The 26,947-nt window shown below is 72.3% G+C and carries 26 protein-coding genes; 16 read left to right on the top strand and 10 right to left on the bottom strand.

Translation table 11 applies throughout. The annotated features are described in order from the left end of the window. Positions 1-2: 2 nt before the first annotated feature. The 3 genes from ACFWWR_RS03665 to ACFWWR_RS03655 are packed head-to-tail and all read left to right on the top strand — an operon-like array spanning position 3 to position 3,324. Positions 3-962 (top strand): ABC transporter permease, encoded by a 960-nt coding sequence (locus ACFWWR_RS03665; protein ID WP_384301894.1) that lies wholly within the window; start codon positions 3-5, stop codon positions 960-962. Then, the gene (locus ACFWWR_RS03660; RefSeq protein ID WP_383857387.1) at positions 959-1,750 is read left to right on the top strand and encodes an ABC transporter permease; all 792 of its coding nucleotides are present in this window, start codon (positions 959-961) and stop codon (positions 1,748-1,750) included. Before ACFWWR_RS03665 ends, ACFWWR_RS03660 begins: the two co-directional genes overlap by 4 nt. Beyond that, positions 1,747-3,324: an ABC transporter ATP-binding protein gene (locus tag ACFWWR_RS03655; protein ID WP_384301748.1), complete on the top strand. Its 1,578-nt coding sequence runs from the start codon at positions 1,747-1,749 to the stop codon at positions 3,322-3,324. The genes ACFWWR_RS03660 and ACFWWR_RS03655 overlap by 4 nt, the downstream gene beginning before the upstream one ends. On the opposite strand, the gene ACFWWR_RS03650 is transcribed toward ACFWWR_RS03655, so the two are convergent. Further along, positions 3,296-4,612, bottom strand: coding sequence for a hypothetical protein (locus tag ACFWWR_RS03650; RefSeq protein WP_384301746.1), 1,317 nt, complete (start codon positions 4,610-4,612; stop codon positions 3,296-3,298). The two genes, ACFWWR_RS03655 and ACFWWR_RS03650, sit on opposite strands and share 29 nt — an antisense overlap. A 113-nt stretch (positions 4,613-4,725) precedes the next feature. Here ACFWWR_RS03650 and ACFWWR_RS03645 point away from each other — a divergent pair, with 113 nt between their 5' ends. Continuing rightward, positions 4,726-5,985 (top strand): molybdopterin-dependent oxidoreductase, encoded by a 1,260-nt coding sequence (locus tag ACFWWR_RS03645; protein WP_384301743.1) that lies wholly within the window; start codon positions 4,726-4,728, stop codon positions 5,983-5,985. 313 nt (positions 5,986-6,298) lie between these two features. On the opposite strand, the gene ACFWWR_RS03640 is transcribed toward ACFWWR_RS03645, so the two are convergent. After that, positions 6,299-7,078 (bottom strand): class I SAM-dependent methyltransferase, encoded by a 780-nt coding sequence (locus tag ACFWWR_RS03640; RefSeq protein WP_383857781.1) that lies wholly within the window; start codon positions 7,076-7,078, stop codon positions 6,299-6,301. 175 nt (positions 7,079-7,253) lie between these two features. On the opposite strand from ACFWWR_RS03640, the gene ACFWWR_RS03635 reads away from it, so the two are divergent. Then, positions 7,254-7,523, top strand: a complete 270-nt coding sequence (locus tag ACFWWR_RS03635) for a hypothetical protein (RefSeq protein WP_384301741.1) — start codon at positions 7,254-7,256, stop codon at positions 7,521-7,523. Here the strand turns inward: ACFWWR_RS03635 and ACFWWR_RS03630 are convergent. Together ACFWWR_RS03630 and ACFWWR_RS03625 are read right to left on the bottom strand one after the other, a co-directional pair. Further along, positions 7,501-8,112 carry a DUF2064 domain-containing protein gene (locus tag ACFWWR_RS03630; protein ID WP_383857372.1) on the bottom strand — a complete coding sequence of 204 codons (612 nt, stop codon included), beginning with the start codon at positions 8,110-8,112 and terminating at the stop codon, positions 7,501-7,503. The genes ACFWWR_RS03635 and ACFWWR_RS03630 overlap by 23 nt on opposite strands. Beyond that, on the bottom strand, positions 8,109-8,834 hold the full coding sequence (locus ACFWWR_RS03625) for a glycosyltransferase family 2 protein (protein WP_383857369.1): 726 nt from the start codon (positions 8,832-8,834) through the stop codon (positions 8,109-8,111). The genes ACFWWR_RS03630 and ACFWWR_RS03625 overlap by 4 nt, the downstream gene beginning before the upstream one ends. 103 nt (positions 8,835-8,937) lie before the next feature. Here ACFWWR_RS03625 and ACFWWR_RS03620 point away from each other — a divergent pair, with 103 nt between their 5' ends. From ACFWWR_RS03620 to ACFWWR_RS03600, 5 genes are all read left to right on the top strand, one after another. Then, positions 8,938-9,642 (top strand): response regulator transcription factor, encoded by a 705-nt coding sequence (locus ACFWWR_RS03620; protein ID WP_384301738.1) that lies wholly within the window; start codon positions 8,938-8,940, stop codon positions 9,640-9,642. A 291-nt stretch (positions 9,643-9,933) separates the two neighbouring features. Beyond that, a complete protein-coding gene (locus ACFWWR_RS03615; protein ID WP_383857363.1) occupies positions 9,934-10,929 on the top strand; it encodes a branched-chain amino acid ABC transporter permease in 996 nt (331 codons plus the stop codon). A gap of 10 nt (positions 10,930-10,939) precedes the next feature. Continuing rightward, positions 10,940-11,932, top strand: a complete 993-nt coding sequence (locus ACFWWR_RS03610; RefSeq protein WP_383857360.1) for a branched-chain amino acid ABC transporter permease — start codon at positions 10,940-10,942, stop codon at positions 11,930-11,932. Next, entirely contained in the window at positions 11,922-12,815 is an 894-nt protein-coding gene (locus tag ACFWWR_RS03605) for an ABC transporter ATP-binding protein (RefSeq protein ID WP_383857357.1), read from the top strand. The genes ACFWWR_RS03610 and ACFWWR_RS03605 overlap by 11 nt, the downstream gene beginning before the upstream one ends. Continuing rightward, a complete protein-coding gene (locus ACFWWR_RS03600; protein ID WP_383857354.1) occupies positions 12,815-13,555 on the top strand; it encodes an ABC transporter ATP-binding protein in 741 nt (246 codons plus the stop codon). Before ACFWWR_RS03605 ends, ACFWWR_RS03600 begins: the two co-directional genes overlap by 1 nt. A 25-nt stretch (positions 13,556-13,580) precedes the next feature. Here ACFWWR_RS03600 and ACFWWR_RS03595 read toward each other — a convergent pair whose 3' ends face one another. The 4 genes from ACFWWR_RS03595 to ACFWWR_RS03580 all read right to left on the bottom strand — a co-directional run bounded on the left by ACFWWR_RS03595 (position 13,581) and on the right by ACFWWR_RS03580 (position 18,178). Continuing rightward, entirely contained in the window at positions 13,581-14,840 is a 1,260-nt protein-coding gene (locus ACFWWR_RS03595) for an ABC transporter substrate-binding protein (RefSeq protein ID WP_383857351.1), read from the bottom strand. A gap of 154 nt (positions 14,841-14,994) precedes the next feature. Further along, positions 14,995-16,005 (bottom strand): NAD-dependent epimerase/dehydratase family protein, encoded by a 1,011-nt coding sequence (locus ACFWWR_RS03590; RefSeq protein WP_384301736.1) that lies wholly within the window; start codon positions 16,003-16,005, stop codon positions 14,995-14,997. A gap of 53 nt (positions 16,006-16,058) precedes the next feature. After that, the gene (locus tag ACFWWR_RS03585; RefSeq protein ID WP_383857344.1) at positions 16,059-17,516 is read right to left on the bottom strand and encodes a sensor histidine kinase; all 1,458 of its coding nucleotides are present in this window, start codon (positions 17,514-17,516) and stop codon (positions 16,059-16,061) included. Next, positions 17,513-18,178 carry a response regulator transcription factor gene (locus ACFWWR_RS03580; RefSeq protein WP_383857778.1) on the bottom strand — a complete coding sequence of 222 codons (666 nt, stop codon included), beginning with the start codon at positions 18,176-18,178 and terminating at the stop codon, positions 17,513-17,515. The genes ACFWWR_RS03585 and ACFWWR_RS03580 overlap by 4 nt, the downstream gene beginning before the upstream one ends. Before the next feature lie 174 nt (positions 18,179-18,352). Here ACFWWR_RS03580 and ACFWWR_RS03575 point away from each other — a divergent pair, with 174 nt between their 5' ends. The 3 genes from ACFWWR_RS03575 to ACFWWR_RS03565 are packed head-to-tail and all read left to right on the top strand — an operon-like array spanning position 18,353 to position 21,157. After that, positions 18,353-19,693, top strand: coding sequence for a ferric reductase-like transmembrane domain-containing protein (locus ACFWWR_RS03575; protein WP_383857341.1), 1,341 nt, complete (start codon positions 18,353-18,355; stop codon positions 19,691-19,693). 10 nt (positions 19,694-19,703) lie between these two features. Continuing rightward, positions 19,704-20,411 (top strand): FMN-binding protein, encoded by a 708-nt coding sequence (locus ACFWWR_RS03570; RefSeq protein ID WP_383857338.1) that lies wholly within the window; start codon positions 19,704-19,706, stop codon positions 20,409-20,411. A gap of 5 nt (positions 20,412-20,416) precedes the next feature. Then, complete coding sequence (locus ACFWWR_RS03565; RefSeq protein ID WP_383857335.1) at positions 20,417-21,157, top strand: FAD:protein FMN transferase; 741 nt, start codon at positions 20,417-20,419, stop codon at positions 21,155-21,157. 72 nt (positions 21,158-21,229) lie between these two features. Here ACFWWR_RS03565 and ACFWWR_RS03560 read toward each other — a convergent pair whose 3' ends face one another. After that, the gene (locus ACFWWR_RS03560) at positions 21,230-23,293 is read right to left on the bottom strand and encodes an ArnT family glycosyltransferase (protein WP_384301733.1); all 2,064 of its coding nucleotides are present in this window, start codon (positions 23,291-23,293) and stop codon (positions 21,230-21,232) included. Further along, on the bottom strand, positions 23,290-24,138 hold the full coding sequence (locus ACFWWR_RS03555; RefSeq protein WP_384301730.1) for a glycosyltransferase: 849 nt from the start codon (positions 24,136-24,138) through the stop codon (positions 23,290-23,292). The genes ACFWWR_RS03560 and ACFWWR_RS03555 overlap by 4 nt, the downstream gene beginning before the upstream one ends. A gap of 243 nt (positions 24,139-24,381) precedes the next feature. On the opposite strand from ACFWWR_RS03555, the gene ACFWWR_RS03550 reads away from it, so the two are divergent. From ACFWWR_RS03550 to ACFWWR_RS03540, 3 genes are read left to right on the top strand one after another with little or no spacing between them, the layout of a single operon-like run. Beyond that, positions 24,382-25,548: an ABC transporter ATP-binding protein gene (locus ACFWWR_RS03550; protein ID WP_383857327.1), complete on the top strand. Its 1,167-nt coding sequence runs from the start codon at positions 24,382-24,384 to the stop codon at positions 25,546-25,548. Continuing rightward, positions 25,545-26,252: an ABC transporter permease gene (locus ACFWWR_RS03545; protein WP_383857324.1), complete on the top strand. Its 708-nt coding sequence runs from the start codon at positions 25,545-25,547 to the stop codon at positions 26,250-26,252. Before ACFWWR_RS03550 ends, ACFWWR_RS03545 begins: the two co-directional genes overlap by 4 nt. After that, the gene (locus ACFWWR_RS03540; protein WP_383857321.1) at positions 26,249-26,917 is read left to right on the top strand and encodes an ABC transporter permease; all 669 of its coding nucleotides are present in this window, start codon (positions 26,249-26,251) and stop codon (positions 26,915-26,917) included. Before ACFWWR_RS03545 ends, ACFWWR_RS03540 begins: the two co-directional genes overlap by 4 nt. Positions 26,918-26,947 lie beyond the last annotated feature (30 nt).

The following is a 26,947-nucleotide window of genomic DNA, read 5'->3' as shown; positions in this document are numbered from 1 at the left end:
GCCTGCGGACGAGCGGCCTGCGCTCCTTCATCGCCCGGCGGCTGCTCCTCGGCGTCGCGCAGACCGTGGCCGTCGTGCTGCTGGTCTTCGCGCTCACCGAGGCGCTGCCGGGCGACGCCGCGGTGGCCCTCGCGGGCGACCAGCCCGACCCCGCGCGCATCGCCGCGATCCGCGAGGCGATGGACCTGGACCGGCCGGCGTACGAGCGGCTGGCCGACTGGGCGGCAGGGCTGCTGCACGGCGACTTCGGCACCTCCCTGGCCTCCGGCCGCCCGGTGGCCCAGTACATCGCCGACGGCTTCGGCCCGAGCCTGCTGCTGGCCGCGCTCACCCTCGCCCTGCTCGTGCCGCTCGGCTTCGGGCTCGGCGTCCTCGCCGCCCGTCACGAGGGGCGGCTCGTCGACCGGCTGGTCAGCGGCGTGACACTGGCCGTGTACGCGGTCCCGGAGTTCGCCCTCGGCGTGCTCCTGGTGACCGTGTTCGCACTGAAGCTGGCCTGGCTGCCGCCGACCGCCGTGGGCTACGGCACCGACCTGCTCGCCCACCCGGCCGCGCTCGTCCTGCCGGTGCTCGTCCTCCTCTCCCGCCCGGTGTGTTCCCTGTCCCGGCTGGTGCGGGCGGGCATGGTCGACGCCCTCGCCTCGCCGTACGCGGCCCACGCCCGCCGCTACGGCGTCCCCGGCGCCCGCGTCCGCTACGCCCACGCCCTGCCGAACGCCCTCGCCCCCGCGGCCCAGCAACTCGCCCGCACCATCGACTGGCTGCTGTGCGGTGTCATCGTCGTGGAGGCCCTGTTCGTGATCCCCGGTCTCGGCACGGTCCTGCTCAACGCCGTCGCCGAGCGTGACGTGCCCGTGGTGCAGGGGCTGGCGGTGGTGTTCGGGGTGCTGACCGTGGCCCTCAACCTCGGTGCGGACGTGGTGGCCCATCGGCTGACGCCGAGGGCGGGGGTGGCGGCATGACCCGGCGCCGCTTCGCCCTCGGCCTTCTCGTCGTCGCGGTCCCTCTCGTCCTCGCCCTCCTCGGCCCCCTGTTCACCGGTGCCCCCGGACCTCGTTCCGCGTCCTTCACCCTGGGCGGCGAGCACTGGCTGGGCACCGACTTCGTCGGCCGGGACGTCTGGCAGCAGGTCCTGCACGGCGGCCGTACGGTCGTACTGACCGCCCTGGCCGCGACCGCCCTGGCCTACCTCGTCGCGCTGCCCGTCGGGCTGGTCAGCGCGCTCACCCACGTACGGCGGCTGGAGGAGCTGCTGATGCGGCCGCTGGACGTGCTGCTCGCCGTACCGTCGCTGCTGCTCATCCTGCTCGTGGCGTCCGTGTTCTCGCCGGGCGCGGCCGGACTCGCGCTGCTCGTCGCGCTGGTGAACGTCCCCGACGCGGCCCGGATCGTGCGGGCGGCCGCGGGCGAGGTCGCCGCCCGCCCCGCGGTGGAGGCGCTGCGCATGCAGGGCGAGACGTGGTGGCGCATCGCCGTCGGCTACGTCGGCCGCTCGACCCTGCGCACCCTCGCCGCCGACGCCGGTATCCGCCTGACCGGCGTGCTGTACCTGGTGTCCACGGCCGCGTTCCTCGGCGTGGGCGTCGCTCCGGACGCCGCCGACTGGGCGGTCATGGTCGACCGCAACCGCACCGGTCTGTTCGTCCAGCCCTGGGCCGTGGTGGTGCCCGCGCTGCTGATCGTGGCGCTGACGACGGGCACGAATCTGCTCTTCGACGCGGCACTCGAGAAGAAGGGACGACGTCCGTGAACCACGAGACGGACCCCGTCGTGGAGCTTTGCGACCTGCGGGTCGAGATCGACGGACGCGCGATCGTCGACGGAGTGAACCTGCGGGTGCCGCCCGGCAAGGTGACGGCCATCGTCGGCGCCTCCGGCAGCGGCAAGACCACGACCGGGCTCGCCCTGCTGGGGGAGTACCCGCCCGGCGCCCGGGTCACGGGAGAGGTACGCCGAGCAGGCGCCGACGGCCTGGTCGGATATGTGCCCCAGCACCCCGCGGCCGTCCTCAATCCGGCCCGCCGCATCAGCGCACTGCTCCAGGACATCGCCCGCCCCCAGGTCCGTCACCTGCCCCGCGCCGAACGCCGTACGGCGGCCCGCGCGCTGGTGCTGCGGGCCCTGTCCGACGCCCAGCTCGCCGACGCGGCGGCCATGTCGCGCCGCCACCCCCACCAGCTCTCCGGTGGCCAGCAGCAGCGTGTCGTCCTCGCGCAGGCCCTCCTGCTCGGCGCCCGCGTCGTCGTCGCCGACGAACCGACCACCGGTCAGGACGCGTTGACCAAGAGCCGGATCGTCGAGCAGCTGGCGGCGGTCGCGGCGCGCGGCATCGCGGTCGTCCTGCTCAGTCACGACCTGGACGTCGTAAGGGCGCTCGCGGACGAGGTCCTCGTGATGCGCGCGGGCCGGGTCGTGGAGTCGGGGCCGGTGGAGCGGGTGTGGCTGTCTCCCCGGCACGAGTGGACCCGCCGCCTGCTCGACGAACAACGGGCGGCCCCGCAGGACAAGGCCCTCGACGCCAACCGCCAAGTCACCTTGGAGGTACGGGACTTGACCGCTGTGCACGGCCGCACCACCGTCCTGCGTGTCCCGCACCTCGCCCTGCGCGCCGGCGAATGCCTGGCCGTCGTCGGCAGATCGGGCAGCGGCAAGACCACCCTCGCACGCTGTCTGGCGGGGCTGCACCGCGACCACGACGGCGAGATCCTGCTCGACGACAGCGCACTGCCGCGCAGCCTGCGCCGCCGCAACCGTGCCCAACTCGCCGCCGTGCAGTACGTCTTCCAGGACTCCCGCGCGGCCTTCGACGAACACCGCGCGATCCTCGGCCAGGTGGCCCGCACCGCGGTCCGGCTGCGCGGCGCGGACGACCGTACGGCCACGCAGGAGGCGCTGGCCACCCTGGGCCGTCTCGGCCTCGCCGCCGACCTCGCCCACCGCCTCCCCGGCGAACTCTCCGGCGGCGAACTCCAGCGCGCCGCCCTCGCCCGCGCCCTGCTCGCCCGCCCCCGGGTCCTGATCTGCGACGAGATCACCTCCGGCCTCGACACGGTCACCCGGCGCGCCCTCCTCGACCTCCTCGCCGGCCTGGTGGGCGATGGCGAGGACCTGTCCCTCGTCCTCGTCACCCATGACCTGGACACCGCCCGTCTCGCCCACCGCATCGCCGTACTGGACGCGGGCGAACTCGTCGAACAGGGTTCGGCGGAACGGATTCTGACGGCTCCTCGACACCCCTTCACCGTCTCCCTCATGGAGACGACAGCACAGCTGGAGTCGGGAGACGGCTCGACCGTCACCAACCGGTCAGCAGCAGGTGGTTGATCAGCAGCGCCAGCACCGCCTGCGCCGCCAGCCACCCCCGTACCCCGGTCAGCCACGCACACGCCGGCAGCAGCCACACCGCGAACGGCAGCCAGATGCGTTCCGTCTCCGCCTTGCTCATGCCGGACAGGTCGGCGACGAGCAGGGCAGTGAGCGCGGCCAGGACGAGCACACCCACGCGGACGTCCGGTCCGGAGCGCCTGTGGACGAGCGCGACGCCGGTGCGCCGCAGCCCCGCCGCCGTCGCCGGTCCCACGACCAGCGCCGTGCACGCCAGATTCGCCCACACCCAGTAGTCGTACGGCCGGATGCCGCCCGACCCCTGGTGGTAGCGGCGGACCAGCAGCCGGTACGCCTCCCACCAGTCGAACCCGAGGGCGGTGAACGCGACCGGGACGACCAGGAACCCGGCCAGCAGGAACGGGAGTGGGCGGATGCGGTGCGCGCCCAGGAAAAGGGCGGCGCCCGCGATCAGGACGAAGAGTGTCAGCCCGTAGGACAGGTAGAGGGTCAGGCCGAACAGGAGGCCCGAGGCCACCCCGTTCCACCCCGGCCGGCGTCCCGTCACCGCCAGGGCGAGGAACGCGACCGCCCAGGCGGCGACCGCCGCGAAGTAGCCGTCGGCGGACGTGCCGACCCACACGGCCGCCGGGGCCAGGACGAGGAAGGGCGCGGCGCGGCGGGCGAGCGACTCGTCCGCGAGGGTCCGCACCGTGACCAGGACCGCGACCGCCGCCGTCGTGCCCACGGTGATGCACCAGGCGCCCGCCCAGCCCCCGCCGCCCAGCCCGACGCGGTCCAGGAGGACGAAGGTGAGAGTGGCTCCCGGGGGATGACCGGCGACATGGGCGGGCCAGTTGTCGGGCGCGTCGATCAGGATGTGGTGGTTGAAGTCCGCGAGGGCGGCCGGGATGTCGTGGAAGCGGTCGACGACGCGGAGGTACTCGTTCCTGGTCGTCAGCTGCTCGGCGACGCCCCGGTACCAGCCGTCGACGAGCGCGAGGGACCATGTCCAGGCCATTCCGACGGCCCACACGGCCGGGAGCAGCGCGCGCCACGGCAGCCGGGCGGCGAGGGCGGGGCCGTACGCCACGACCACCACCCCGATGGCCAGTGCGGCCGGGGTGCCGGGGCCGAGATGCGGATCCCAGGTCGCCAGGAGCGGTGGCCAACCGACACGGAGCGTGCCGTTCCGCTCCTGGATGGCGGCGCCGACCAGCGCGGCCGTCGCCACGAGCAGCGCGGCGGCCAGGGCCGCGTACAGGTCACGTCTCAGATCGCGGTTCACGCGCAAACGCTAGGTCGCGAGGACTCGCCCGGACGGCTGACAGGCGCGGACGTCAGAGATTCGTCATGGTCCGCGGGCCCGTTCCCGGGGTGACGCGGGCCTACGGTCGGGGCATGGCCCGCACCTCACCACCGCCACGCACCCCTTCCCCGCCACGCACTCCCTTCTCGCCCGCGTTCTGGCGCAGCCCGCTGCGCGGCCCCTGGTTCACCTCGGTGCTCGGTGTCGTGCTGCTCGGCGGGATCACCGTGCTGTTCGTGACCGGGCTGCTCTCGTACGCCGCCTACAACCCCGACCTGTCACGGGTGAACGACAAGACGCCGGACAAGGGGCTCCTCGGCTTCTACCTCTTCTCCTGGCCGACCGACCCGCACTGGCTGTACCGCCTCAACCAGGGCGTCCACGTCACGCTCGGGATCACTCTGATCCCCGTGCTCCTGGCCAAGCTGTGGTCGGTCGTGCCGAAGCTGTTCACGCTGCCGCCCGCCCGTTCGCTCGCGCACGCGCTGGAGCGGCTCTCGCTGGTGCTCCTGGTCGGCGGCGGACTCTTCGAGTTCGTGACCGGCGTGCTCAACGTCCAGTTGGACTACGTCTTCCCCGGCTCCTTCTATCCCCTGCACTTCTACGGTGCCTGGGTGTTCTTCGCCGCCTTCGCCGTGCACGCCGTGCTCAAGACGCCGATGGCTCTGCGCAATCTGCGCCAACTGCGAGCGGAGGAAGGTGAGTTGGTGTCTCCGAATCCCGCCGAGCCCACCGTGACCCGGCGCGGCGCCCTCGGGCTGGTCGGCGGCGGCTCGCTGCTGCTGTTCGCCACCACGGCCGGGCAGAACTTCGACGGACCGCTGCGCAGGACCGCCCTTCTCGCCCCGCACGGCGGTGCCGAACCGGGCGTGGGGCCCGGCGGCTTCCAGATCAACAAGACCGCCGCGTACGCCGGGATCGACGCGGCGGAGACGGGCGAGGACGCGTGGCGACTCGTCGTCCTCGGGCGTGACCGGACCCTACGGCTCAGCCGGGCCGACCTGCTCCAACTCCCCTTGCACAGCGCCGCATTGCCCATCGCCTGCGTGGAAGGCTGGTCGACCTCCGACCAGTGGTGGCGTGGCGTGCGGTTGCGCGACCTCGCCGCCCTCGTCGGACACGACGATCCGCCCGACGTTCTCGTGGAGTCACTGCAACGCCGCGGCGCCTTCCGCCGCGCCGCCCTGCGCGCCAACCAGGTCGCCGACCCGCGCTCCCTGCTCGCCCTGCAGGTCAACGGCGAGGACCTGTCCCCCGACCACGGCCACCCCGCGCGGGTCATCGTGCCCGCCGCGCCCGGCGTGCTCAACACCAAGTGGGTGACCCGGATGACGTTCGGAGGAGACCTGTGAGGCGTCCCCACCCCCGGCTCGTCGTCGGCAGCCCGCTGCAACTTCTGCTGCTGGCCTGCTCGTTCGCCCTCGCCGCCTACGCGGGTGTCCAGCTGTTCGCGGGGGACTGGTTCGGGGTCGCGCTGTGGATCGTGGGCGCGGCCCTCCTGCACGACCTGGTGCTGCTGCCGCTGTACTCCGTGCTCGACCGCGCCTTCGTGAAGGCGGCGGGCCGCCGACGCGCGGACGTGGCGTACGTCCGTGTGCCGGCCGCCCTGTCCGGGCTGCTGCTGCTCGTGTGGTTCCCGCTGATCAGCGGGCGGGTGGCGGGGCGCTACCCCTCCGCCACCGGCCTGTCCCCGGACGGCTTCCTGACCCGCTGGCTGCTGCTGACGGCCGCGCTGTTCGGCGGTTCGGCGCTGCTGTTCGTGCTGCGGCTGCGCAGGGCGACGAAGGAACGCCCCCCGGCCGCCCACTGACCGTCGGCACACCAGCCCGCGCGCTCGGCGTGCCGCAGCAGGGCCGGTGTGCCGAGCCGTGCCCACGGGAACGGGCTGCCGGCCACGCCCCGGGCGTCGGTCACATGGACCAGTACGCGTTCGTCGAGGTCCACATCCGGCACGGTCTCGGCGATCAACAGACCTCCGGGGCTCAGGAGTTGGGACATGCGGTCGAGAAGCGCCGCCGGATCACCGCCGATTCCCACGTTGCCGTCGATCAGGAGACCGGTGCCCCAGCGGCCCTCGCCGGGCAGCGGCTCGAAGACCGAGCGCCGCAGCGCCGGTCCGCCGAGCGCCCCCGTCCGTGAGACGGCCGCCTCGCTGACGTCGATGCCGAGCACCCGCCGCCCCCGCGCACCCAGCGCCGCCACCAGGCGCCCCGGCCCGCAGCCGACGTCGAGCACCGCGCCCTCGCAGCGCCGCAGCACCTCGAGGTCCGCCATGTCGGCGTCCGCGCACCAGCGTTCCACCTCCAGCGGGAGCAGCCAGCCGCCGGCGCGGCGCAGGAAGAGCGGGCCGCGCCCGGTGCGCAGGGCGTCCGCGTAGGGGTCGGCGGACCAGGGCCCGGCATCGGCGCCAGGATCCCGCTGCCGCACGATCTCCGCCGTGCGCATGGGACCGGTGACCTCCGCGGTGCGCATCGGGGCCGCGGCCTCGGTTGTGCTCTTCGGGCACTGGGCGTCCGTGGTGCGCGGGCCTGTGGCCTCGGTTGTGCTCTTCGGGCACTGGGCGTCTGTGGTGCGCGGGCCTGTGGCCTCGGTTGTGCTCATTGGGCCCCAAACCTCCGCCGTGCTCATCGTGCCCGCGACCCTCGTCGTGCTCACCGGTCCCCCGACCTCCGCCGTGCTCGTCGCGCTCGCGACCCTCGTCGTGCTCACCGGTCCCCCGACCTCCGCCGTGCTCGTCGCGCCCGCGACCCTCGCCGTGCTCACCGGTCCCCCGACCTCCGCCGTGCTCGTCGCGCCCGCGACCCTCGCCGTGCTCACCGGTCCCCCGACTCCCGCCGTGCTCGTCGCGCCCCCGACCCCCGCCGTGCTCATCGCGCCCCGGTCGCACTGAGCCGGGCCAGTTCCGTGGCGAATCGTCCGCCGGGCGCGGAACGGGCGACCGCGTTCGCGTCGTGCGCCGTGTCCACGTCCCTCAGGGGCGGCAGGTCCCGCACCCTCAGCCCCGCGAGCCGTGCCCGCTGCACGGCCCCCGTCGAGGGCGTCGACATCGGCACGCCCAGCAGCAGCGCGGGGTCCGGAGCGGCCAGGCCCAGCGCCCAGAAGCCGCCGTCCTCGGCGGGCCCGAAGCACGCGTCGCAGTCCGTGAAGTCCACGGTGAGCAGCTCCGGCGTCACCTGCGGGGTGTCCATGCCGATGAGCAGGGCAGGGCCGTCGCAGCCCGCGAAGGCGGCGGCCAGCCGTTCGTCGAGGCCGCCGGCGCACTGCCGTACCACCTCGAAGCCGGGCGGCAGCCAGGGGCCGGGCTCGCCCTCCAGGACCAGGACCCGGCGTCGTGCGGGCGTCCGTGCCACGGCGTCCAGGGTGTCCGCCAGGGACGCCTCCGCGAGCGCGGCCGCCTCCCGGGGTGTGAACGGTGGGGTCAGCCGGGTCTTCACCCGGCCCGGGCGAGGTTCCTTGGCGATGACGAGCAGCGTGGTCACGCGTGGACTCCCTTCTCGGTGGACGTCCCGGTCTCGGTCAGTACGCGGCTCATGTCCCGTACCGCCTGCCAGGTGCCGAGCCAGGTGCCGGTCACCTTGGAGGCGCCGGCGCGCGGGCGGTAGGGGACGTCGTGCTCGGTGATCCGCCAGCCCGCGTCGGCGGCGCGCACGACCATCTCCAGCGGGTAGCCGCTGCGCCGGTCCGTGAGACCGAGGGCGAGCAGCGGCTCGCGCCGGGCGGCGCGCAGCGGGCCGAGGTCGCGCAGCCGCAGCCCGGTGCGGCGGCGGAGCAGCCGGGACAGGGCGAGGTTGCCCGCCCGGGCGTGCGGTGGCCAGGCGCCGCGCGTCCGGGGGCGGCGCCGGCCGAGCACGAGGTCCGCCGCACCGGCGTGCACCTCGCGCACGAACGGCACCAGGTCGGCCGGGTCGAGCGAGGCGTCGCAGTCGCAGAAGCAGACGATGTCGGCCGTGGCGGCCGTCAGGCCCGCATGGCAGGCGGCGCCGAAACCGCGCCGCTCCTCGTGCACGACTTCCGCGCCGAGGGCGTGCGCGATGCGGGCCGAGCCGTCCGTGGACCCGTTGTCCACGACCAGCGCCCGCCAGCCGGGCGGAATGCGCTCCAGCACCCAGGGCAGCGCCTCGGCCTCGTCGAGGCAGGGGAGTACGACGTCCACGGACACGGGGTTCGGAACAGAATCGGAAGAGGTCGTCACGGCTCTCACCCTACGAGCGCGAAACGGGCATTTCGGGCCTCGGCTCCTTACGAAACACGGACGTCGGGACCCTGGGGCCGCACCGGAGCGCCGACGGTGCGAGGCTGGCGGCATGGAGCAGCAGCCGTACGAACGGGCCGGGGCCCGGGTCCTCGTCGTGGACGACGACCCGACCGTCGCCGAGGTCGTCTCCGGGTACCTCGACCGGGCCGGATACGTCGTCGACCACGCAGGGGACGGGCCCGACGCGCTCGCCCGGGCCGCCGCGAACTGGCCGGACCTCGTCGTCCTCGACCTGATGCTGCCGGGCATGGACGGCCTCGAGGTGTGCCGACGGATGCGCGGGCGGGGGCCCGTCCCGGTCATCATGCTCACCGCCCGCGGCGACGAGGACGACCGCATCCTCGGCCTGGAGGTCGGCGCCGACGACTACGTCACCAAGCCCTTCAGCCCGCGCGAACTCGTCCTGCGTGTCGAGTCCGTGCTGCGCCGCGCCCGCCCGGCCGAGCCCTCGGGCACCCTCCGCGCGGCCGGGCTCACCCTGGACCCGGCGGCCCGCCGGGCCGCCAAGCAGGGCACCGAACTGGCCCTCACCGTCCGGGAGTTCGACCTCCTCGCCTTCTTCCTGCGGCATCCCGGCCGGGTCTTCAGCCGTGAGGACCTGATGCGGGAGGTGTGGGGCTGGGACTTCGGTGACCTGTCGACCGTGACAGTCCATGTCCGGCGGCTGCGGGGGAAGGTCGAGGACGATCCGGCCGCACCCCGTCTGATCCAGACCGTGTGGGGTATGGGGTATCGCTTCGAGGGCGAGGTGTGATCACGCGCGACGCCCTCCTCGTCGCTCATCCCGAGGAGGGGCCTCGCGGCGTCCTCGGCACCGGGTGGCGCGGCACGCGTGCCGGACACCGCCCGCCGATGCCGGCCCCCGCCTCGCCTCGCCTCGTGCGCGGGATCGAGGAGGCCCACCAGGGGGCCGCCGTACACGAGGTCATCGGCGGCCGTCGCTCCGAGGTGACGCCGCCGGCGGCCGAGGCCCGGCCCTCGTGTCATCGGCCCGGCACGTCCTACACTGAGCCGCAAGGGACGTTCGTGACATATCGGAACCGCCGTGCGCTACCAGCGGATGCTCGTACTGGCCGTCGCCCTGGTCCTCGTGTCGGTGTCCGCGGCCTCCGCGCGGGCACAGGGTGAGGAAGCCCCGCGCGGTCCCACGTTCGGCGCGCGCGCCGTCCAGGCACTGATCGACGGTGTCCAGTTCGGCGTCATCATCGCGATCACGTCGGTCGGACTCTCGCTGATCTTCGGCACCATCCACCTGATCAACTTCGCGCACGGCGAGTTCGTCACGATCGGCGCCACCTTCGCGTTCTTCCTCAACGTCTCCGCGGCCGGCCCGGGCTGGCACCTGGTCCCCGCCGCCATCGCAGCGGTGGTCTTCGGTGCCCTGCTGGGCGGGGCCGTCGACCGGGGCCTCTGGCGCCCGCTGCGGGCCCGGGGCACCGGCTTGATCAACATGTTCATCGTCACCATCGGGCTCTCGCTGGTGCTGCGGCACGTGGTGCTCGTGCTGTACGGAACCCGGCCCGCCTCCTTCGCGCAGTACGACATCCAGAGCGCGATCAGCGTGGGGCCGGCCAGCATCACCCCCCGGGACCTCACGGTCACCCTGCTCGCCGTGCTGGTGCTGCTCGGCGTCGCCGCGCTCCTGCAGAAGACGCGCATCGGCACGGCTGTCCGGGCCGTCTCCGCCAACCGTGATCTCGCGGAGGCGACGGGCATCGACGTACAGCGCGTGGTGCTGTTCGTGTGGATGCTCGGCGGGGGGCTGGCCGCACTCGGCGGGGTCTTCTTCGGCCTCGTCGAGATCATCACCTGGGACATGGGCTTCAAGCTGCTGCTGCTCATGTTCGCGGGGGTCATCCTTGGTGGCCTCGGCTCCGCCTACGGGGCGATGGCCGGCAGCCTCGTCATCGGCGTCGTCGCCCAGATGTCCACCCTGTGGTTCCCGGTCGACCTGCAGTACGCGTGGGCGCTGCTCGTCCTGATCGTGGTCCTGCTCGTCCGGCCGCAGGGCATCCTCGGCCGGGCGGAACGCGTCGGGTGAGGGGCGAGCCATGGACTTCTCGGTCATCCTCTCCGACGCCCTTCGCTCCGGCATCGGCCCCATCGCGGCCGTCTACGCACTCGCCGCGGCGGGGCTGAACCTGCACTTCGGCTACACCGGCCTGCTGAACTTCGGCCAGGTCGGGTTCATGCTCGTCGGCGGCTACGGTCTCGCCATCACGGTGTCGACGTACGACGGCCCGATGTGGCTCGGCGTCCTGGCCGGAGTCGCCTGCGCGATCGTGCTGGCGCTGCTGCTCGGCCTGCCCACCCTGCGGCTGCGCGCCGACTATCTCGCGATCACCACGATCGCGGCGGGGGAGACGCTCCGGCTGTTCTACCGGTCCAACTGGGCCGAGCCGGTCACCGGCGGAGTGTTCGGGCTGCAGCGGTTCGCGAAGGACTTCTACGATCTCAACCCCATCGAGCCCGGCATCTACGGACTGTGGCTGGTGAGGTTCAGCTCCCGCGACCTGTGGGTGATGACCGTCGCATGGGCGCTGGTGGTGGTGGTCTCCGTGCTGCTCGCCCTGCTGATCCACAGCCCTTGGGGCCGTGTCGTCCGGTCGATCCGGGAGGACGAGGTTCCCGCGCGCAGCCTCGGCAAGAACGTCTACGCGTACAAGATGCAGAGCCTCGTGCTGGGCGGCGTCATCGGAGCGGTCGCGGGCATGATGCAGGCGATCCAGGTGCAGTCCGTGAACCCGGACAACTACGACCCGGGCGTCACGTTCTTCCTGTACACGCTGCTCGTCCTCGGAGGTGCCGGGCGGATCCTCGGGCCGGTCGTCGGCTCGATCCTGTTCTGGTTCGTCCTCAGCTTCCTCGACAGCGCGCTCCGCCAGGCCATCGACGCCGAGTACATCTCGCCGGACCTCGTCAGTACCTCCGAGGTCGGCGCGGTGCGCTTCGCCCTGGTCGGGGTCGCCCTGATCCTGCTGGTCGCGTTCAGGCCGCAGGGCATTCTCGGCAGCCGGAAGGAGATGCTGCTCAGTGGCCGCTGACACGGTCGGATCCGGCGGTCCCGGGGCCCATGGGGGCACAGGGGCCGACCGGCTCTCCGCGATCGTTCCCGAACCGGGGGTGCGCAAGCCGGACCCCCTGCTGGTCCTGGACCAGGTGACTCGCACCTTCGGCGGCCTCGTCGCCGTGCGGGTCGAGCACCTGGAGATGCAGCGCGGGGCCATCACGGCGCTCATCGGGCCCAACGGAGCCGGCAAGACCACCCTGTTCAACGTGGTGAGCGGGTTCGACCGGGCCGACGGCGGTCGTTGGTCGTTCGACGGACAGCCCCTCACCGGCTCCCCGGCGCACCGGGTGGCGCGGCGGGGACTGGTCCGTACGTTCCAGCTCACCAGGACGCTCGCCCGGCTCACCGTGATGGAGAACATGCTGCTCGCCGCGCCCGGGCAGCGCGGCGAGCGGGCGCTGCCCGCCCTGCTGCGGCCGCTGTGGCGCGGACAGGAGCGGGAGTTCGAGCGCCGGGCCGACGAACTGCTGGACCGGTTCCGGCTCGGGCCCCTGCGTGACGACCACGCCGGCACGCTCTCCGGCGGTCAGCGCAAGCTGCTGGAACTGGCCCGCGTGCTGATGGCCCGGCCGGTCATGGTCATGCTCGACGAGCCGATGGCCGGGGTGAACCCCGCGCTGACCCAGTCGCTGCTCGGGCACATCACCCGGCTGCGGGACGAGGGACTGACGGTGTGCTTCGTCGAGCACGACATGGACGTGGTGATGGGCATCAGCGACTGGGTGGCAGTCATGGCCGACGGCCGCCTGGTGGCCGAGGGCCCACCGCACACGATCGGCCGGAACGCCGCGGTCGTGGACGCCTACCTGGGCAAGCGGCACGACGAACCCGAGGCGACCGAGGAGAGGGAACAGTGATGTCCGCCGAGAAGCAGGAACCGGTGCTGGTGGCCGACGACATCGTCGCCGGATACGTTCCCGGTGTCGACGTGCTGCGCGGATGCAGCATCGAGGTGCGCCCGGGCGAGGTGGTCGGCGTGATCGGCCCCAACGGCGCCGGCAAGTCGACACTCGTCAAGGCCGTCTTCGGGCTGCTGGGGGTGCGCGGCGGGACCGTGCGGCTGCACGGCGAGGAGGTCACCAACCGGCCGGCGCACGAGCTGGTCCGGCGGGGCGTGGGCTACGTACCGCAGTTGCAGAACGTGTTCCCCGCGCTGACCGTCGAGGAGAATCTGCGGATGGGCGTCTATCTGCGGCCCAAGGACTACGCGCGGCGGGCCGCGGCGGTGGAGGAGCTCTTCCCCCTGCTGGCCGACCGCCGCAGGCAGAAGGCCGGCGCGATGTCCGGCGGGGAACGCCAGATGCTCGCGATGGCGCGCGCGCTGATGATGGAGCCGCGGCTGATGCTGCTCGACGAGCCGTCGGCCGGCCTGTCACCGCTCCATCAGGATCACGTCTTCGACCGCTGCAAGATGATCAACAGCGCGGGCGTCGCCGTCCTCATGGTCGAGCAGAACGCCCGCAGGTGCCTGCAGTTCTGCGATCGTGCCTACGTCCTCGACCAGGGCCGCAACGCGTACACCGGCACGGGTACGGCCCTGTTGCACGACGAGAAGGTGATCGAGCTCTACCTCGGCACGCTCGCCCGCGTCCGTTGACTCCTCCGCCTGTCCGTCCTCCCGGTCACTCCTGGGCCTTGCTGGTCTCGGTCCGCAGGGTCTGCAGCTGTCCCTTGTCGTTGTAGCCGTACACCTCGATCGTCGCCTGGCCGGGTTCGCCCTTGTCGGTGAAGTCGAGCGGGCCGCTCACACCGTCGTAGTCGATGTCCCTGCCGTCGGCGAGCAGCTCCTTGCAGGCGGCGAACGAGTTGCACTTCTGGCCGTCCTTGGTGATCCCGTTCATCTCCTTCACGTACTCGGCCGGGTCGTCGGACTCCGCCTTCTCGGCGGCGAGCGCGATGGTCGTCGCGCAGTCGAACACCTGCGGTGCGAACTGCAGCTCCTTCAGCTGCGGCGCGAACTTCTTCAGGTCGTTCACGTACTTCTCGTTCTCCGCCGATGCCGGCGCGGTTCCCTTCATCCCGGCGAGCCGCTCCGGCCGGCCGGGGGAGACCAGCGAGGCCAGCTCCTCGCTGCGCAGTCCGTCGGCGCCGTAGACGCCGATCCGGTCGGGCCCGAGTCCGGACTCGATCATGCCCTGCAGGATCTGGGTGCCTTCCTCGAACGCGATCACCACGGCGGCGTCCGGCCTGGAGTTCTCCACCTTCTGGACGACCTGGTCGAAGTTGCTCGCCTCCGGGTCGTACGTCTCGGCGAGCGCCACCGTCACACCGCGGTCCTCGAGTGTCTTCCGCGTGGTCTCCAGGAGGCCGCGCCCGTAGTCGTCGGCCCGTGCGACCAGGGCCACCCGGTCGTGGCCGTCACCGCGGACGACGTCCGCCAGGATGGGCCCCTGCAACGCGTCGCTCGGGACGGTACGGAAGTAGAACCCGTCGTCCTCGTAGTCGGTGAAGGTGGGTGCGGTGTTCGACCCCGAACACTGCACGACGCCCGCTCCGGTCACCCGGTCGATGAACGCCAGCGACATGCCGGAGGCCGCGGCGCCGATGATCGCGTCCACGCCCGCCGCGAGGACCCGGTCGGCCGACTGCGCGGCAACGGCCTCCTGGCCCGCCTCGTCACTCGAGACCACCTTCGGCACCGGCTTTCCCAGTACCCCGCCCGCATCGTTGATCGTCTGTATCGCGAACTTCAACGACTCGATCTGCGGCGGACCGAGGTAGGCCAGCTGTCCCGTCTCCGGCAGGACATAGCCGAACTGGAACTCACCATCGCCCGGCTCGGCCGGGACCGCGGATCGAGCGGTGCCCGTCGTACCGCAGACGGCTATCACCAGAGCGGCCGCGCTCGTGAAGATCGCGGACCGCCGTATCGACGCTTTCATCTCCGCCTCCGCTCGGTACGGGCGACGGTGGTCGACAGGCCGGCCATCCGCCCGCCCTCTGTACGTGATCCTAGAACTGATCCGAATGCCCGAGAAGGGTGAATGGTTGCCATTTGTGCATGATCGGGTTCGGTGGGCCGGGTCGCACTCCTGATCAGTCGGACACGCCTTGGCGCATCCCCGCCCGCGCGAACTCCCGCATCCCCTCCCCGAACCCCACCCCCGCCTTCCAGCCCAGCTCCGCCCGCAGCCGCGCCGAGTCCGCCGTGATGTGCCGCACGTCCCCCAGCCGGTACTCCCCGGTGACCACCGGCTCCGGACCGCCGTGGGCGGAAGCCAGCGCCCGAGCCATCTCGCCGACCGTGTGCGGCTCGCCGCTGCCGGTGTTGTACACGGTCAGCGCGCCCGAGCGGGAACCCGCCTCCAGAGCCGCCAGGTTGGCCGCGGCCACATCCCGTACGTGCACGAAGTCCCGCCGCTGGCGGCCGTCCTCGTAGACCCGCGGGGCCTCACCGCGGGCGAGTGCCGACCGGAAGAAGGAGGCGACCCCGGCGTACGGGGTGTCGCGGGGCATGCCCGGCCCGTACACGTTGTGGTAGCGCAGCGACACCGCCGCGCCGCCCGTGGCCCGCGCCCACGCCGCCGCCAGGTGTTCCTGGGCGAGCTTGGTCGTCGCGTAGACGTTGCGCGGATCGACCGGGGCGTCCTCGCCGACCAGGCCGGGAGACAGTTCCGCCCCGCACTCCGGACACAGGGGCTCGAAGCGCCCGGCGTCCAGGTCGGCGACCGCGCGCGGGCCGGGCCGGACCACCCCGTGCCGGGCGCAGGTGTAGCGGCCCTCGCCGTACACCACCATCGACCCGGCGAGCACCAGCCGTCGTACGCCCGCGTCGGCCATGGCGGTGAGCAGCACGGCCGTACCGAGGTCGTTGCGGGAGACGTACTCCGCCGCGTCGGAGAAGCCGACGCCCAGGCCGACCATCGCCGCCTGGTGACACACGGCGTCGACGCCGGTCAGGGCGCGGCTGACGCTGTCGGGGTTGCGTACGTCCGACGCCGGGTCGGCGCGGACGTCGTGGACGAGGGGCTCGTGCCCGTGGGCCCGCAGGGCCTCGACGACATGGGACCCGATGAACCCGGCACCGCCGGTGACCAGTACACGCATGCGGCCACGCTAGGGCCGTGGGCGGCCCGCACGACCCGGCCGCGCCCGGTACGTCACGGCTTCGTAAGACTCGGAGGGCCCAGCGGGAGCGCCATCGTGAAGACCGTCGTCCCCGGCTCGCTGCTCAGCTCGATCGTGCCGCCGTGCGCCGCGACCAGGGAGCGGGCGACCGCGAGGCCCAGACCGCTGCCGCCGCGGTCCCGGCTGCGGGCCTTGTCGACGCGGTAGAAGCGGTCGAAGACACGGCCGCGGTCGGAGGGCGGGATGCCGGGACCCGCGTCCGCGACCCGCACCAGCGCCCGGCCGGGCTCGGCGGAGACCGTCACGGTCACCGCGGTGCCCGCCGGTGTGTGCACGGCCGCGTTGGTGAGGAGGTTGTCCAGGACCTGGCGGATGCGCTGCGGGTCCACGCGCAGTATCAGCGTCTCGGGGTCGCCCGCCACCGTCAGGGGATGGTCGGGGTGGCTCGCGAGGAACGCGTCGGCCGCGTGGTCGACCAGCTCCACCAGGTCGGCCTCCAGGGGTCGCAGCGGGGTCTCCACCTCGGCCGCGTCGAGGCGGGCGAGCAGCAGCAGGTCGTCGAGGAGGAAGCCCATTCGCGCGGCCTCGGCGCGCAGCCGGGCCAGGTGCTTGTCGCGTTCCCCGGGGGCGTTGGCGGCGGCGTACTGGAAGAGGTCCGCGTAGCCGCGTACGGACATCAGCGGGGTGCGCAGCTCGTGCGAGGCGTCCGCGACGAAGCGGCGCAGCCGCTGCTCGGCCTCCGCACGGACCGCGAGGGAGTCGTCGATGTGCTCCAGCATCGTGTTGAACGCCGTGCGCAGTTCGTCCACCTCCGGCCCGCCGTCCCGGCCGTCCGCGCGCAGCGGCAGCCGGGCCGCCGACTCGGTCAGGTCGTGCGAGGTGATGCCGTGCGCGGTGGAGGCCATGTCGCTCAGCGGCTGCAGCCCGCGCCGCAGCAGCTTGCGGCCGAGCACCACCAGCGCCAGCACCGCCAGGGCGAACGCGATCACCTGCACGGTGATCAGCCGGTCCACGGTGTCCTCGATGTCCGACATGGGCGCGGCGCTGACCAGCACCACCCCGGGCTCGACCTCGCAGGCCCGCAGCCGGTACACGCCCTCCCCGTCGATCCTCACGGTCCGCATCAGCTCGGTGTCGGAGTGCGCCATGGTCTCGGCGAGCGTGGTGAGCGGGCGGATGTCGTGCGGGATGTCGGCGGGCTGGCGCAGGACCGCCGCCTTGTCCGACACGTCGTACACCGCGGTGAACCAGCCCCAGTACGGCTTCTGCGTCACCGTGCCGTTGGCCGCGGCGTCCTTGGACTGCACGGTCTGGACGACCTTCAGCTGGTAGCCCAGCTGGCTGTCCAGGTAGTCGCGCATGTACATCGTCAGGGCGTAGCCCACGACGGCGAAGACCACCAGGGACAGCGCACCGAGACCCAGCGCCAGCCGGGTGCCCAGGCGCAGTCTGCGATAGACGTGGCGAAAGCGCCGGAGGACCCCCTTCACTCCGCGGCCTGCCGGACCACGTAGCCGAAGCCCCGGACGGTGTGGATCAGCGGCTCGCCCGTCGCGTCGAGCTTGCGGCGCAGCCGGCTGACGACCAGCTCCACGACGTTCGAGCGGCCGCCGAAGCCGTACTCCCACACGTGGTCGAGGATCTGCGCCTTGGTCAGCACGGTCGGCGACTTGCGCATCAGATAGCGCAACACCTCGTACTCGGTCGGCGTGAGCGTCAGCAGTTGCTCGTCGCGCCGCACCTCACGGGTGTCCTCGTCCATCGTCAGGTCCGCCACGCGCAGCACGGAGCGCTGGAATCCGGGCCCGGCGCTGCGCCGCAGCACCGTCCGCAGCCGGGCCATCAGCTCCTCCACCGCGAACGGCTTGACCAGGTAGTCGTCCCCGCCCCGGGTCAGCCCCGCCACCCGGTCGGCGACCGCGTCGCGGGCGGTGAGGAACACCACCGGCACCATCGTTCCGGAGCGCCGGAGCCGGTCCAGCACGCCGAAGCCGTCGATGTCGGGCAGCATGAGGTCGAGCACCACGATGTCCGGATGGAACTCGGCGGCGCGGCTCAGCGCTTCCTCGCCCGAGTTCGCGGTGACCGCGTCCCATCCCTCGTAGCGGGCGACCGTCGCCACGAGGTCGGCGATCGGCGGGTCGTCGTCCACGACGAGGAGTCGTACTTTGTCCACCTGCTCATACTGCGTCACCGGACCCCCTGGCCGGAGCGCCGGTGTCCGTCGTGGCCACATCGATAACCACTTGAAAGTCGTACGACAGTAAACCGACAGCTCCCTGCGGGGAAGCTCGGTTACCCCGGCCCCGATCAAGGAGCTCGCCGAGTGACTGCCGTCCAATCACCCCCTGTCCCCTCCACGGCGATAAAACGCCCCAGGGTGGTGGCCCGCACGGGCCTGTACGCCGTGCTGGCCGCGAACGCGGCCGTGGTGACCTACTTCTTCACCGAGGCCGGCTTCGCGTCGAACGCCCTCATCGTGCTGGGCCGACTGGCAGGTCTGTACGGTGCGCTCGTGATGGCCTTCCAGCTGCTGCTGGTGGCCCGGCTGCCCTGGCTCGACCGCCGCATCGGGATGGACCGGCTGACCTCCTGGCACCGCTGGACCGGCTTCGGCATCCTGTTCACGCTGCTCGCGCACGTCGTCTTCATCAGCTTCGGCTACGCCGAGTCGTCCGACATGGACCCGGTCAGCCAGCTGGTCGACCTCGCCGAGACGGTCGAGGGCGTGTTCCGCGCGGTCGTCGCGCTGGCGATCATCATCGTGGTGGGGGCCGTCTCGGGCCGCTACGCCCGGCGCCGTCTCGCGTACGAGACCTGGCACTTCATCCACCTGTACACCTACGTCGCCGTGGTGCTGGCCTTCACCCACCAGGTCGCGGCCGGCACCACCTTCACCTCGTCGGCCGCCGCCACGACGTACTGGTACGGCGTCTGGGGCGTCGCGCTCACCTCGGTGTTCGTCGGCCGCCTGGCGCTGCCGCTGTGGCGGAACTGGCGCCACCAGCTGCGCGTCACCGCCGTCGTCCCCGAGTCCGACAACGTCGTCTCGGTCTACATGACCGGCCGCGACCTCGACCGCATGCCCGCCCGGGCCGGCCAGTTCTTCCTGTGGCGCTTCATGACCCGGGACCGCTGGTGGCAGGCCAACCCGTTCTCCCTGTCGGCCGCGCCCGACGGCCGCACCCTGCGCCTGACCGCCAAGGCCGCCGGCGCAGGCAGCGCCTCCCTGCGGCACGTGAAGGTCGGCACGCGCGTCTTCGCCGAGGGCCCCTACGGTGCCTTCACCGCGCTGCACCGCACCCGACCCGAGTCCGTGCTCATCGCCGGCGGTGTCGGCGTCACCCCCATCCGCGCCCTCCTGGAGGAGCTGCAGGGGCATGCCGTCGTCATCTACCGCGTCGCCACCGACCGGGACGCGGTCCTCTACGACGAGCTGCTCGGCCTGGCCCAGGCCAAGGGCTGCGAACTGCACCTGGTGACCGGTCCGCCCGTCCCGGACAAGCTGGCGCCCGGCGAGCTGGCCCGGCTGGTGCCGGACATCGCCGACCGGGACGTCTTCCTGTGCGGGCCGCCGCCGATGATGAACGCGGTGTTGGGCAGCCTGCGCGAGCTGGACGTGCCCAAGCCGCAGATCCACTTCGAGCGCTTCAGCCTGGCGGGATGAGGAAGACACCGTGAAACGAGCAATACCTGTCGTGGTGCTGAGCATCGCGGGCCTGGTCCCCGTCTGGCTCTACCAACCGTCGGCCGACACGTCCACCGTCCAGGTCACCACCCCCGCGCCTTCCGCGTCCTCCTCGTCCGGGTCCTCGGGATCCTCCGCCAACGTCGTCGCGGGCTCGACCCTGAACACGGAGAAGGGCCCCGTCCAGGTCGAGGTGACCTTCGAGGGCGAGCAGATCACCGCCGTGAGGATGCTCCAGCAGCCGAATCACCCGCAGACGACGGCCGCGGTGCCGAAGCTGATCGCTCAGACGCTGGAGGCGCAGAGCGCGGACATCGACACGGTGTCCGGCGCGACCATCACCAGCGACGGCTACCGGGAGTCCCTCCAGGCCGCGATCGACGAGAACGCGTCGGCGGCGTCCGCCTCGCCGTCCGCCCCGGCCTCCTCGGCCCCCGCTTCGCAGGTCGTCGCGGGCTCGACCCTGAACACGGAGAAGGGCCCCGTCCAGGTCGAGGTGACCTTCGAGGGCGAGCAGATCACCGCCGTCAAGATGCTCCAGCAGCCGAACCACCCGCAGACGACGGCCGCGGTGCCGAAGCTGATCGCTCAGACGCTGGAGGCGCAGAGCGCGGACATCGACACGGTGTCCGGGGCGACCATCACCAGCGACGGCTACCGGGAGTCCCTCCAGGCCGCGATCGACGCGAAGGGCTGACCGTCATGCACCGCGTCGAACACGTCATGGGCTTCCCGGTCTCGCTGCGGATCGACGACGAGGGCGTCCCCGCATCGGCCGCGGACGCGCTCTTCGCGTGGCTGCACGAGGTCGACGCCCGGTTCAGCCCGTTCAAGGCGGACAGCGAGGTGTCGCGCCTCGACCGCGGCGAGCTGTCGCCCGGTGACCTCAGCGTGGACCTGCGCGCCGTGCTCGACCTGTGCGAGCACTACCGGGTCGCCACCGGCGGCGCCTTCGACGTACGGCTGCCCGGCCGCGGCCTCGATCCCTGCGCGGTGGTCAAGGGCTGGTCGGTGCAGCGGGCGGCGGAACGGCTGACGGCGGCCGGCGCGACGCGCTTCTGCCTCAACGCCGGCGGTGACGTGGTCGCCGCCGGCGGCCCCTGGCGAGTGGGCGTACGGCACCCCGAACACGCCGACAAGCTGTGCACCGTTCTGCAGCTCACCGACGGCGCGGTCGCCACCTCCGCCCGCTACGAGCGCGGCGACCACATCATCGACGGCCGCACCGGCCGCCCGGCGACCGGTCTGCTCAGCCTGACCGTCGTCGCGCCGACCCTCACCGAGGCGGACTCGGTCGCCACGGCGGCCTTCGCGATGGGCGCCGAGGGCGTCGAGTTTGCCGCCGACCAGCCGGGGTGCGAGGTGTTCGCCGTGGACGCCGAGCGGCGGGTTCTCCGGACGGCGGGATTCCCCGTCGCGGGGGAGGGCTCGGCGGCCGCGTAGGACTTCGGGCAGGCTGCCGGAACGACACGACGCCCCGCCGCCGGAGCAGGCGGGGGCGTCGCGGAGTCGGCGTCAGCCGACGTCGGAGGCGTCCAGGCGGTACAGGCCGCTGTAGTCGGTCACGGCCGTGCCGTTCTTCTTGACCCAGGTGGCGATCTCCGAGCCGGTGCTGCTCCCTTGGCCACTGTCGGCGACGACGATGTAGTGCAGCTTGCCGGACTTCACCAGGCTCTTGAGCTTGGCGAGGGTCATGGCGTCGTCGCTGCCGGACCAGCCGCCCATGGAGATCACCGGCTGACCGGACTCCAGGATGACCGAGGAAGCGGTCTGGTCGGTCGCCACCGCCACCAGCCAGGTGGCCCCGTCCTGGTTCTTCTTCAGGTACGTGATCATCTCGGACGAGACCTGGGTGTCACCGCCCATGTCGCCACCGCCGCTGGTCCGACTGGTGCCGGCCTCCGAGGACGAGGTGCTGCCGGACGGCGGCTGTCCCGCCGGCTGCCCGGTCCCGGTCCCCGTCCCGGTCCCGCTCGGCGCACTGCCGCTCGGCCGCTGACCGCCGCCTGCGCCGCCGCCCCCGCCCATGCCGCCACCGGTGCTCGGACCGGCCGTCGGGTTGGTACCGTTGGTGCTGGCCGTCGCCGCCGACACCGAGTACGCGGCGGGACCGGCGAGCAGGGCCACGACCGCCGCCAGTGCGGCGACCCCCATCAGCCGCTGCCGCTTGGTGAACCGGCCGACCAGCAGCCCGATCACCGCGGCCACACCGGCGACCCCGGCCACGACCTCCGCGACCGTGTACAGCGTCCCGGAACCGGAGACCCGCTGGAGCAGGACAACGGCCCAGACCGTGCTGCCCGCGATCGCCACCGGCAGCACCCAGCTCCACTTCGCCGCCGAGCCCTCGACGAACGCCCGGTACAGCATCACGGCACCGATCCCGGCCAGGGCCGCGATCCCCGGGGCCATGGCGGTGACGTAGTAGGGGTGGAAGGTGCCCTCGGCGAGGGCGAAGGTCAGGTAGTGCAGGACGAACCAGCCGCCCCAGAGCATCAGCGCGGCCCGCTTGGCGTCGGTCCGGGGAGCCCGGCCGCGCAGGACCAGGCCGCCGGTCAGGGCGACGAGCGCGAAGGGGATCAGCCAGGAGATCTGGCCGCCCATGATGTCGTTGAACATGCGGTACAGGCCGGCGTCGCCGCCGAAGCTCGCCCCGTTGCCCTGCGAGCCCGTCGACGCGCTCGCCCCGAAGATCCGGCCGAAGCCGTTGTAGCCGATGACCAGGTCCCAGACCGTGTTGTCGGTCGAGCCGCCGATGTACGGGCGGGAGGAGGCCGGGATCAGGTCGACGACCACCATCCACCAGGCGCTGGAGACGACGAGCGCGACCGTGCCGACGGCGAGGTTGCGGATGCGGCGGCCCAGGCCGCCCCGGGCGGCCCACAGATAGACCAGGAAGAACGCGGGCAGGACGACGTACGCCTGCATCATCTTCGTGTTGAACGCGAACCCGATCGCGACGCCGGACCACACCAGCGGCATCAGCCGCCCGGTGCGCACGGCCTTCATGAGCGTGGCCGCGCCGAGCAGCATCAGGAAGACCAGGACCGGGTCGGGGTTGGTGTCGCGGGTGAGGGCGACCGTGATCGGGGTGAGGGCGAGCGCGAGGGCGGCGATCGTGCCCGCGACCGGGCCGAAGTCCCGCTTGACCATGCGGTACAGCAGGGCCACCGAGCCGACGCCGACCGCGACCATGGGCAGCGCCAACTGCCAGGTGCCGTAGCCGAGGACGCGGGCGGAGAGGCCCATCACCCACAGCGCGAACGGCGGTTTGTCGACGGTGATGAAGCTGCCGGAGTCGAGCGCCCCGAAGAAGAACGCCTTCCAGCTCTTGGTGCCGCTGTAGACGGCCGCGTTGTAGAAGGTGTTGCCGGTGACGGAGGAGAGGTTCCAGGCGTACAGGGCCGTGGCCAGCACCAGGACCGCCCACAGGGCGGGGCGCGCCCAGCGGGGGTCCTCGGGGGCGCCGGTGAAGAGGCTGCGGGTCCGGGCGGCGAGGCCGCCGCCGGCGGGCGGTGCCACCCGGTGCCGGGGCCCGTCCTGCTGGACGGGTGCGGGCGGAGGGGCGAGGGTCGTCATGACGCGTACTCCAGGTTCGCCTGGTGGGACGGGTGGGCGGGAGCCGTGCGGGCGGCGGGGACCTGCGGGACGCCGGTCCGGCGCGGCAGGGCGGTGACGCGGGTGCGGCCGGTCACGGTGGCGCGCAGCATGCGGCCCACGCCCCTGAGGTCGTCGACGGCGGTGCGCACGATGTCGACCCGGCTGTCGGGGTCGTCGACCCAGTCGACCGGCACCTCGTGGATGCGCAGGCGGTTGCGCTGCGCCAGGACCAGCAGTTCGGTGTCGAAGAACCAGGCGGTGTTCTCGATGTGCGGGGCGAGGGCCCGGAAGACGTCGGTGCGTACGGCCTTGAAGCCGCACTGCGCGTCCGAGAACCGGGCCGCGAGGCCCAGCCTGAGCAGCAGGTTGTAGGAGCGGGAGAGGAACTCCCGTTTCGGGCCGCGGACGACGTCCGCCTGGCGGTGCAGACGGCTGCCGATCGCGAGGTCGCTGTGCCCGGAGAGCAGGGGTGCCACCAGCGGCAGGAAGCCATCCAGGCCGGTGGAGAGGTCGACGTCCATGTAGGCGACGACGTCCGCGTCGGACCGGCTCCACACGTACTTCAGCGCGCGGCCCCGGCCCTTCTCGTCCAGGCGCATCGCGTGCACGTGGGGGAGCCGCAGCGTCAGGCCGGTGGCCACCGGCCAGGTGGCGTCCGTGCTCGCGTTGTCCGCGACCGTGATCCGGAACGGGAACGGGAAGGACGCTTCGAGGTGTGCGTGGAGACGGCCGATGCTGTCGGCGAGGACGTGCGCCTCGTTGTGGACCGGCACCACGATCTCGACCGACCGCTGCCGGACGCCTCCCACGTTCGTTTGGTTCATGTCAGTGACCATCGGGGCCGCTTCTGGGTGATCCCTGAGGCCGCTCTGAGCAAGAGGTGAGAATCAGCGGACTCACAGCTTGCGCACAGCGCGGAATCCCCTCCCGGCCCGCCACCTGAGAGGGACGGTCACTCGCCCGACGAAGGCGCGCAACACGCGAGGTCTAGACTCTCCCCGCAACGGCCTGCACGACCGTGACCGAAAACGGGCAGCTTCTGCCAAACCCGAGGGGTATTCGGCGCTTTGATACGGATAGATTCAGTCACCAAGCGGTACCCGGACGGCACGGTGGCGGTCGACCGGCTCTCGTTGGAGATACCCGACCGCTCGATCACCGTCCTCGTCGGACCCTCGGGCTGCGGGAAGACCACGACCCTGCGCATGATCAACCGGATGGTCGAGCCCAGCGAGGGCACCATCCTCCTCGACGGCAAGGACATCCTCCAGCAGCCCGTCAACACGCTGCGCCGGTCCATGGGTTACGTCATCCAGAACGCCGGACTCTTCCAGCACCGCACGATCGTCGACAACATCGCCACCGTGCCCCGCATGCTCGGCTGGGGCAAGGACAAGGCCCGTGCCCGGGCACGTGAGCTGATGGAGCGGGTCGGTCTCGACGCTGCCCTCGCCAAGCGGTACCCCTACCAGCTGTCCGGCGGACAGCAGCAGCGCGTCGGCGTGGCCCGGGCGCTCGCCGCGGACCCGCCGGTCCTGCTCATGGACGAGCCGTTCTCCGCCGTCGACCCCGTCGTCCGCAAGGGGCTCCAGGACGAACTACTGCGCATCCAGGATGAGTTGGGCAAGACCATCGTCTTCGTCACCCACGACATCGACGAGGCCGTCAAGATCGGCACGATGGTCGCCGTGATGCGCACCGGCGGCAAGCTGGCCCAGTTCGCGCCGCCCGCCGAGCTGCTGTCCAGCCCCGCCGACGCCTTCGTCGAGGACTTCCTCGGCGCCGACCGCGGCATCCGCCGGCTGTCCTTCTTCTCCTCCACGGGACTCCCCCTGCTCACCACGCCGATCGTCGCGATCGACGCCACCGCCGAACAGATCGCCGCCCGCAGCGCGGCCGAGACCCCCTACCTCCTCGTCACCGACCTGGACGGCAGGCCCCTCGGCTGGAGCGAGCCGCGGGACCTGACCGCCGGCGCCATCCAGGCGGGGGAACTCCTGCCGTACGGACGGCCGTTCTCGGCCGGCAAGGACTCGCTGCGGGCCGCCCTCGACTGCGCGGTGCTCTCGCCCACCGGCTGGGCCGTCGCGGTGGACGGCGAGGGCCGTGCCGCCGGAGTCGTCTCCCAGCAGACCATCGGCGAGGCGATCCGCGGCGCCCACGCGGAAGGCCGTACGGACGGCAGGACCGCCACGGTCACCAAGGCCGCTCCGGTCGCGCGGGTCGCCGAATGAGCGGCTTCTTCGACATCCCCAGCGACCTCCAGCACAGCTGGCTCGGCCTCATCGGCCTGCACCTGCGCGAGGCCCTGCTGCCGGTGCTGGCCGGCCTGGTGATCTCGCTGCCGCTCGCCCAGCTGTGCGTGCGCTTCCGCTGGCTGTACCCGCCGGTGCTGTGGATCACGACCGTGCTGTACGCGATCCCGTCGCTGGCCTTCTTCGTGCTCCTCATCGACTACACCGGCCAGACCGAGCTCACGGTGATGATCCCGCTCACCGTCTACAGCCTCGTCGTCCTGGTCCCGTCGATCGTCGAGGGCGTCCGCTCGGTCCCGCAGGAGACCCTCGCCGCCGCGACCGCCATGGGCTTCGGGCCCGTCCGCCGCTACGTCCAGGTCCAGTTGCCCATCGCGGTGCCCGCCATCATCGCGGGGCTGCGGGTGGCGACCGTGTCGAGCATCAGCCTCGTCAGCGTCGGCACCCTCATCGGGAACCAGGGCGCGCTCGGCAACCTGCTCAACGACGCCAACATCTACAACCGGCCGGAACTCGCGGTCAACGCCGTGCTCACCATGGCCGCCCTGGCGATCCTCGCCGACGGCCTCCTGGTGGTCCTGCGCCTCCTGCTGACGCCGTGGATGCCGCGCCGTGCGCACACGAAACCGAAGGTGGACCGGCCCGACCCGGCCGCCCTCGCCCTGGAGGACGCAGCCCGGTGAACCTGCTCAACTTCATCAACGCCTTCTTCAGCGACAGCGCCCACTGGACCGGCTACGACGGCATCCCCACGCGCGTGGGCGAACACGTCCAGTACACCCTGGAGGCGCTCGCGTTCGCCGCCGCGATCGGCTTGCCGGTCGGCCTGGTCACCGGTCACTTCGGGCGCGGCGGGAACGCCCTCTCCCTGATCGCCACCGCCGGGCGTGCCCTGCCCACCTTCGGCCTGCTGGTGCTGATGACCCTGCTGCTCGGGTTCGGCCTGGTGAACGTGATGATCCCGCTGGTCGTCCTCGCCGTCCCGCCGATCCTGGTCACCACCTACGAGGCGATGCGCTCCGTCGACCCCTCGCCGGTGGACGCCGCGCGGGGCATGGGCATGAGCGAGGCCCAAGTGCTGTTCCAGGTCGAACTGCCGGCGGCGCTCCCGCTGATCCTCAGCGGCCTGCGCTCCGCGGCCATCCAGATCGTCTCCACGGCCACCATCGCCGCGTACGTCGCGCTCGGCGGCCTCGGCCGCTACATCGTCGACGGGCTCTACCAGCGCAACTACGAGAAGGTCGTGGGCGGCGCCACACTGGTCGCCGGCCTGGCGCTGGTGACCCTCGCGCTGTTCTGGGCGGTGCACCGCACCGCCGTGTCACGCGGGGTACGGAGAAGCGGCTGACCGAGGGCCCGGGGTGGTGGGAAGACCAGC

The sequence above is a fragment of the Streptomyces sp. NPDC058678 genome, from assembly GCF_042714835.1.
Classification (GTDB): Bacteria; Actinomycetota; Actinomycetes; order Streptomycetales; family Streptomycetaceae; genus Streptomyces.
The sequence above is the reverse complement of the archived record's forward strand: the minus strand, read 5'-3'. Positions and strand labels throughout refer to the sequence as shown.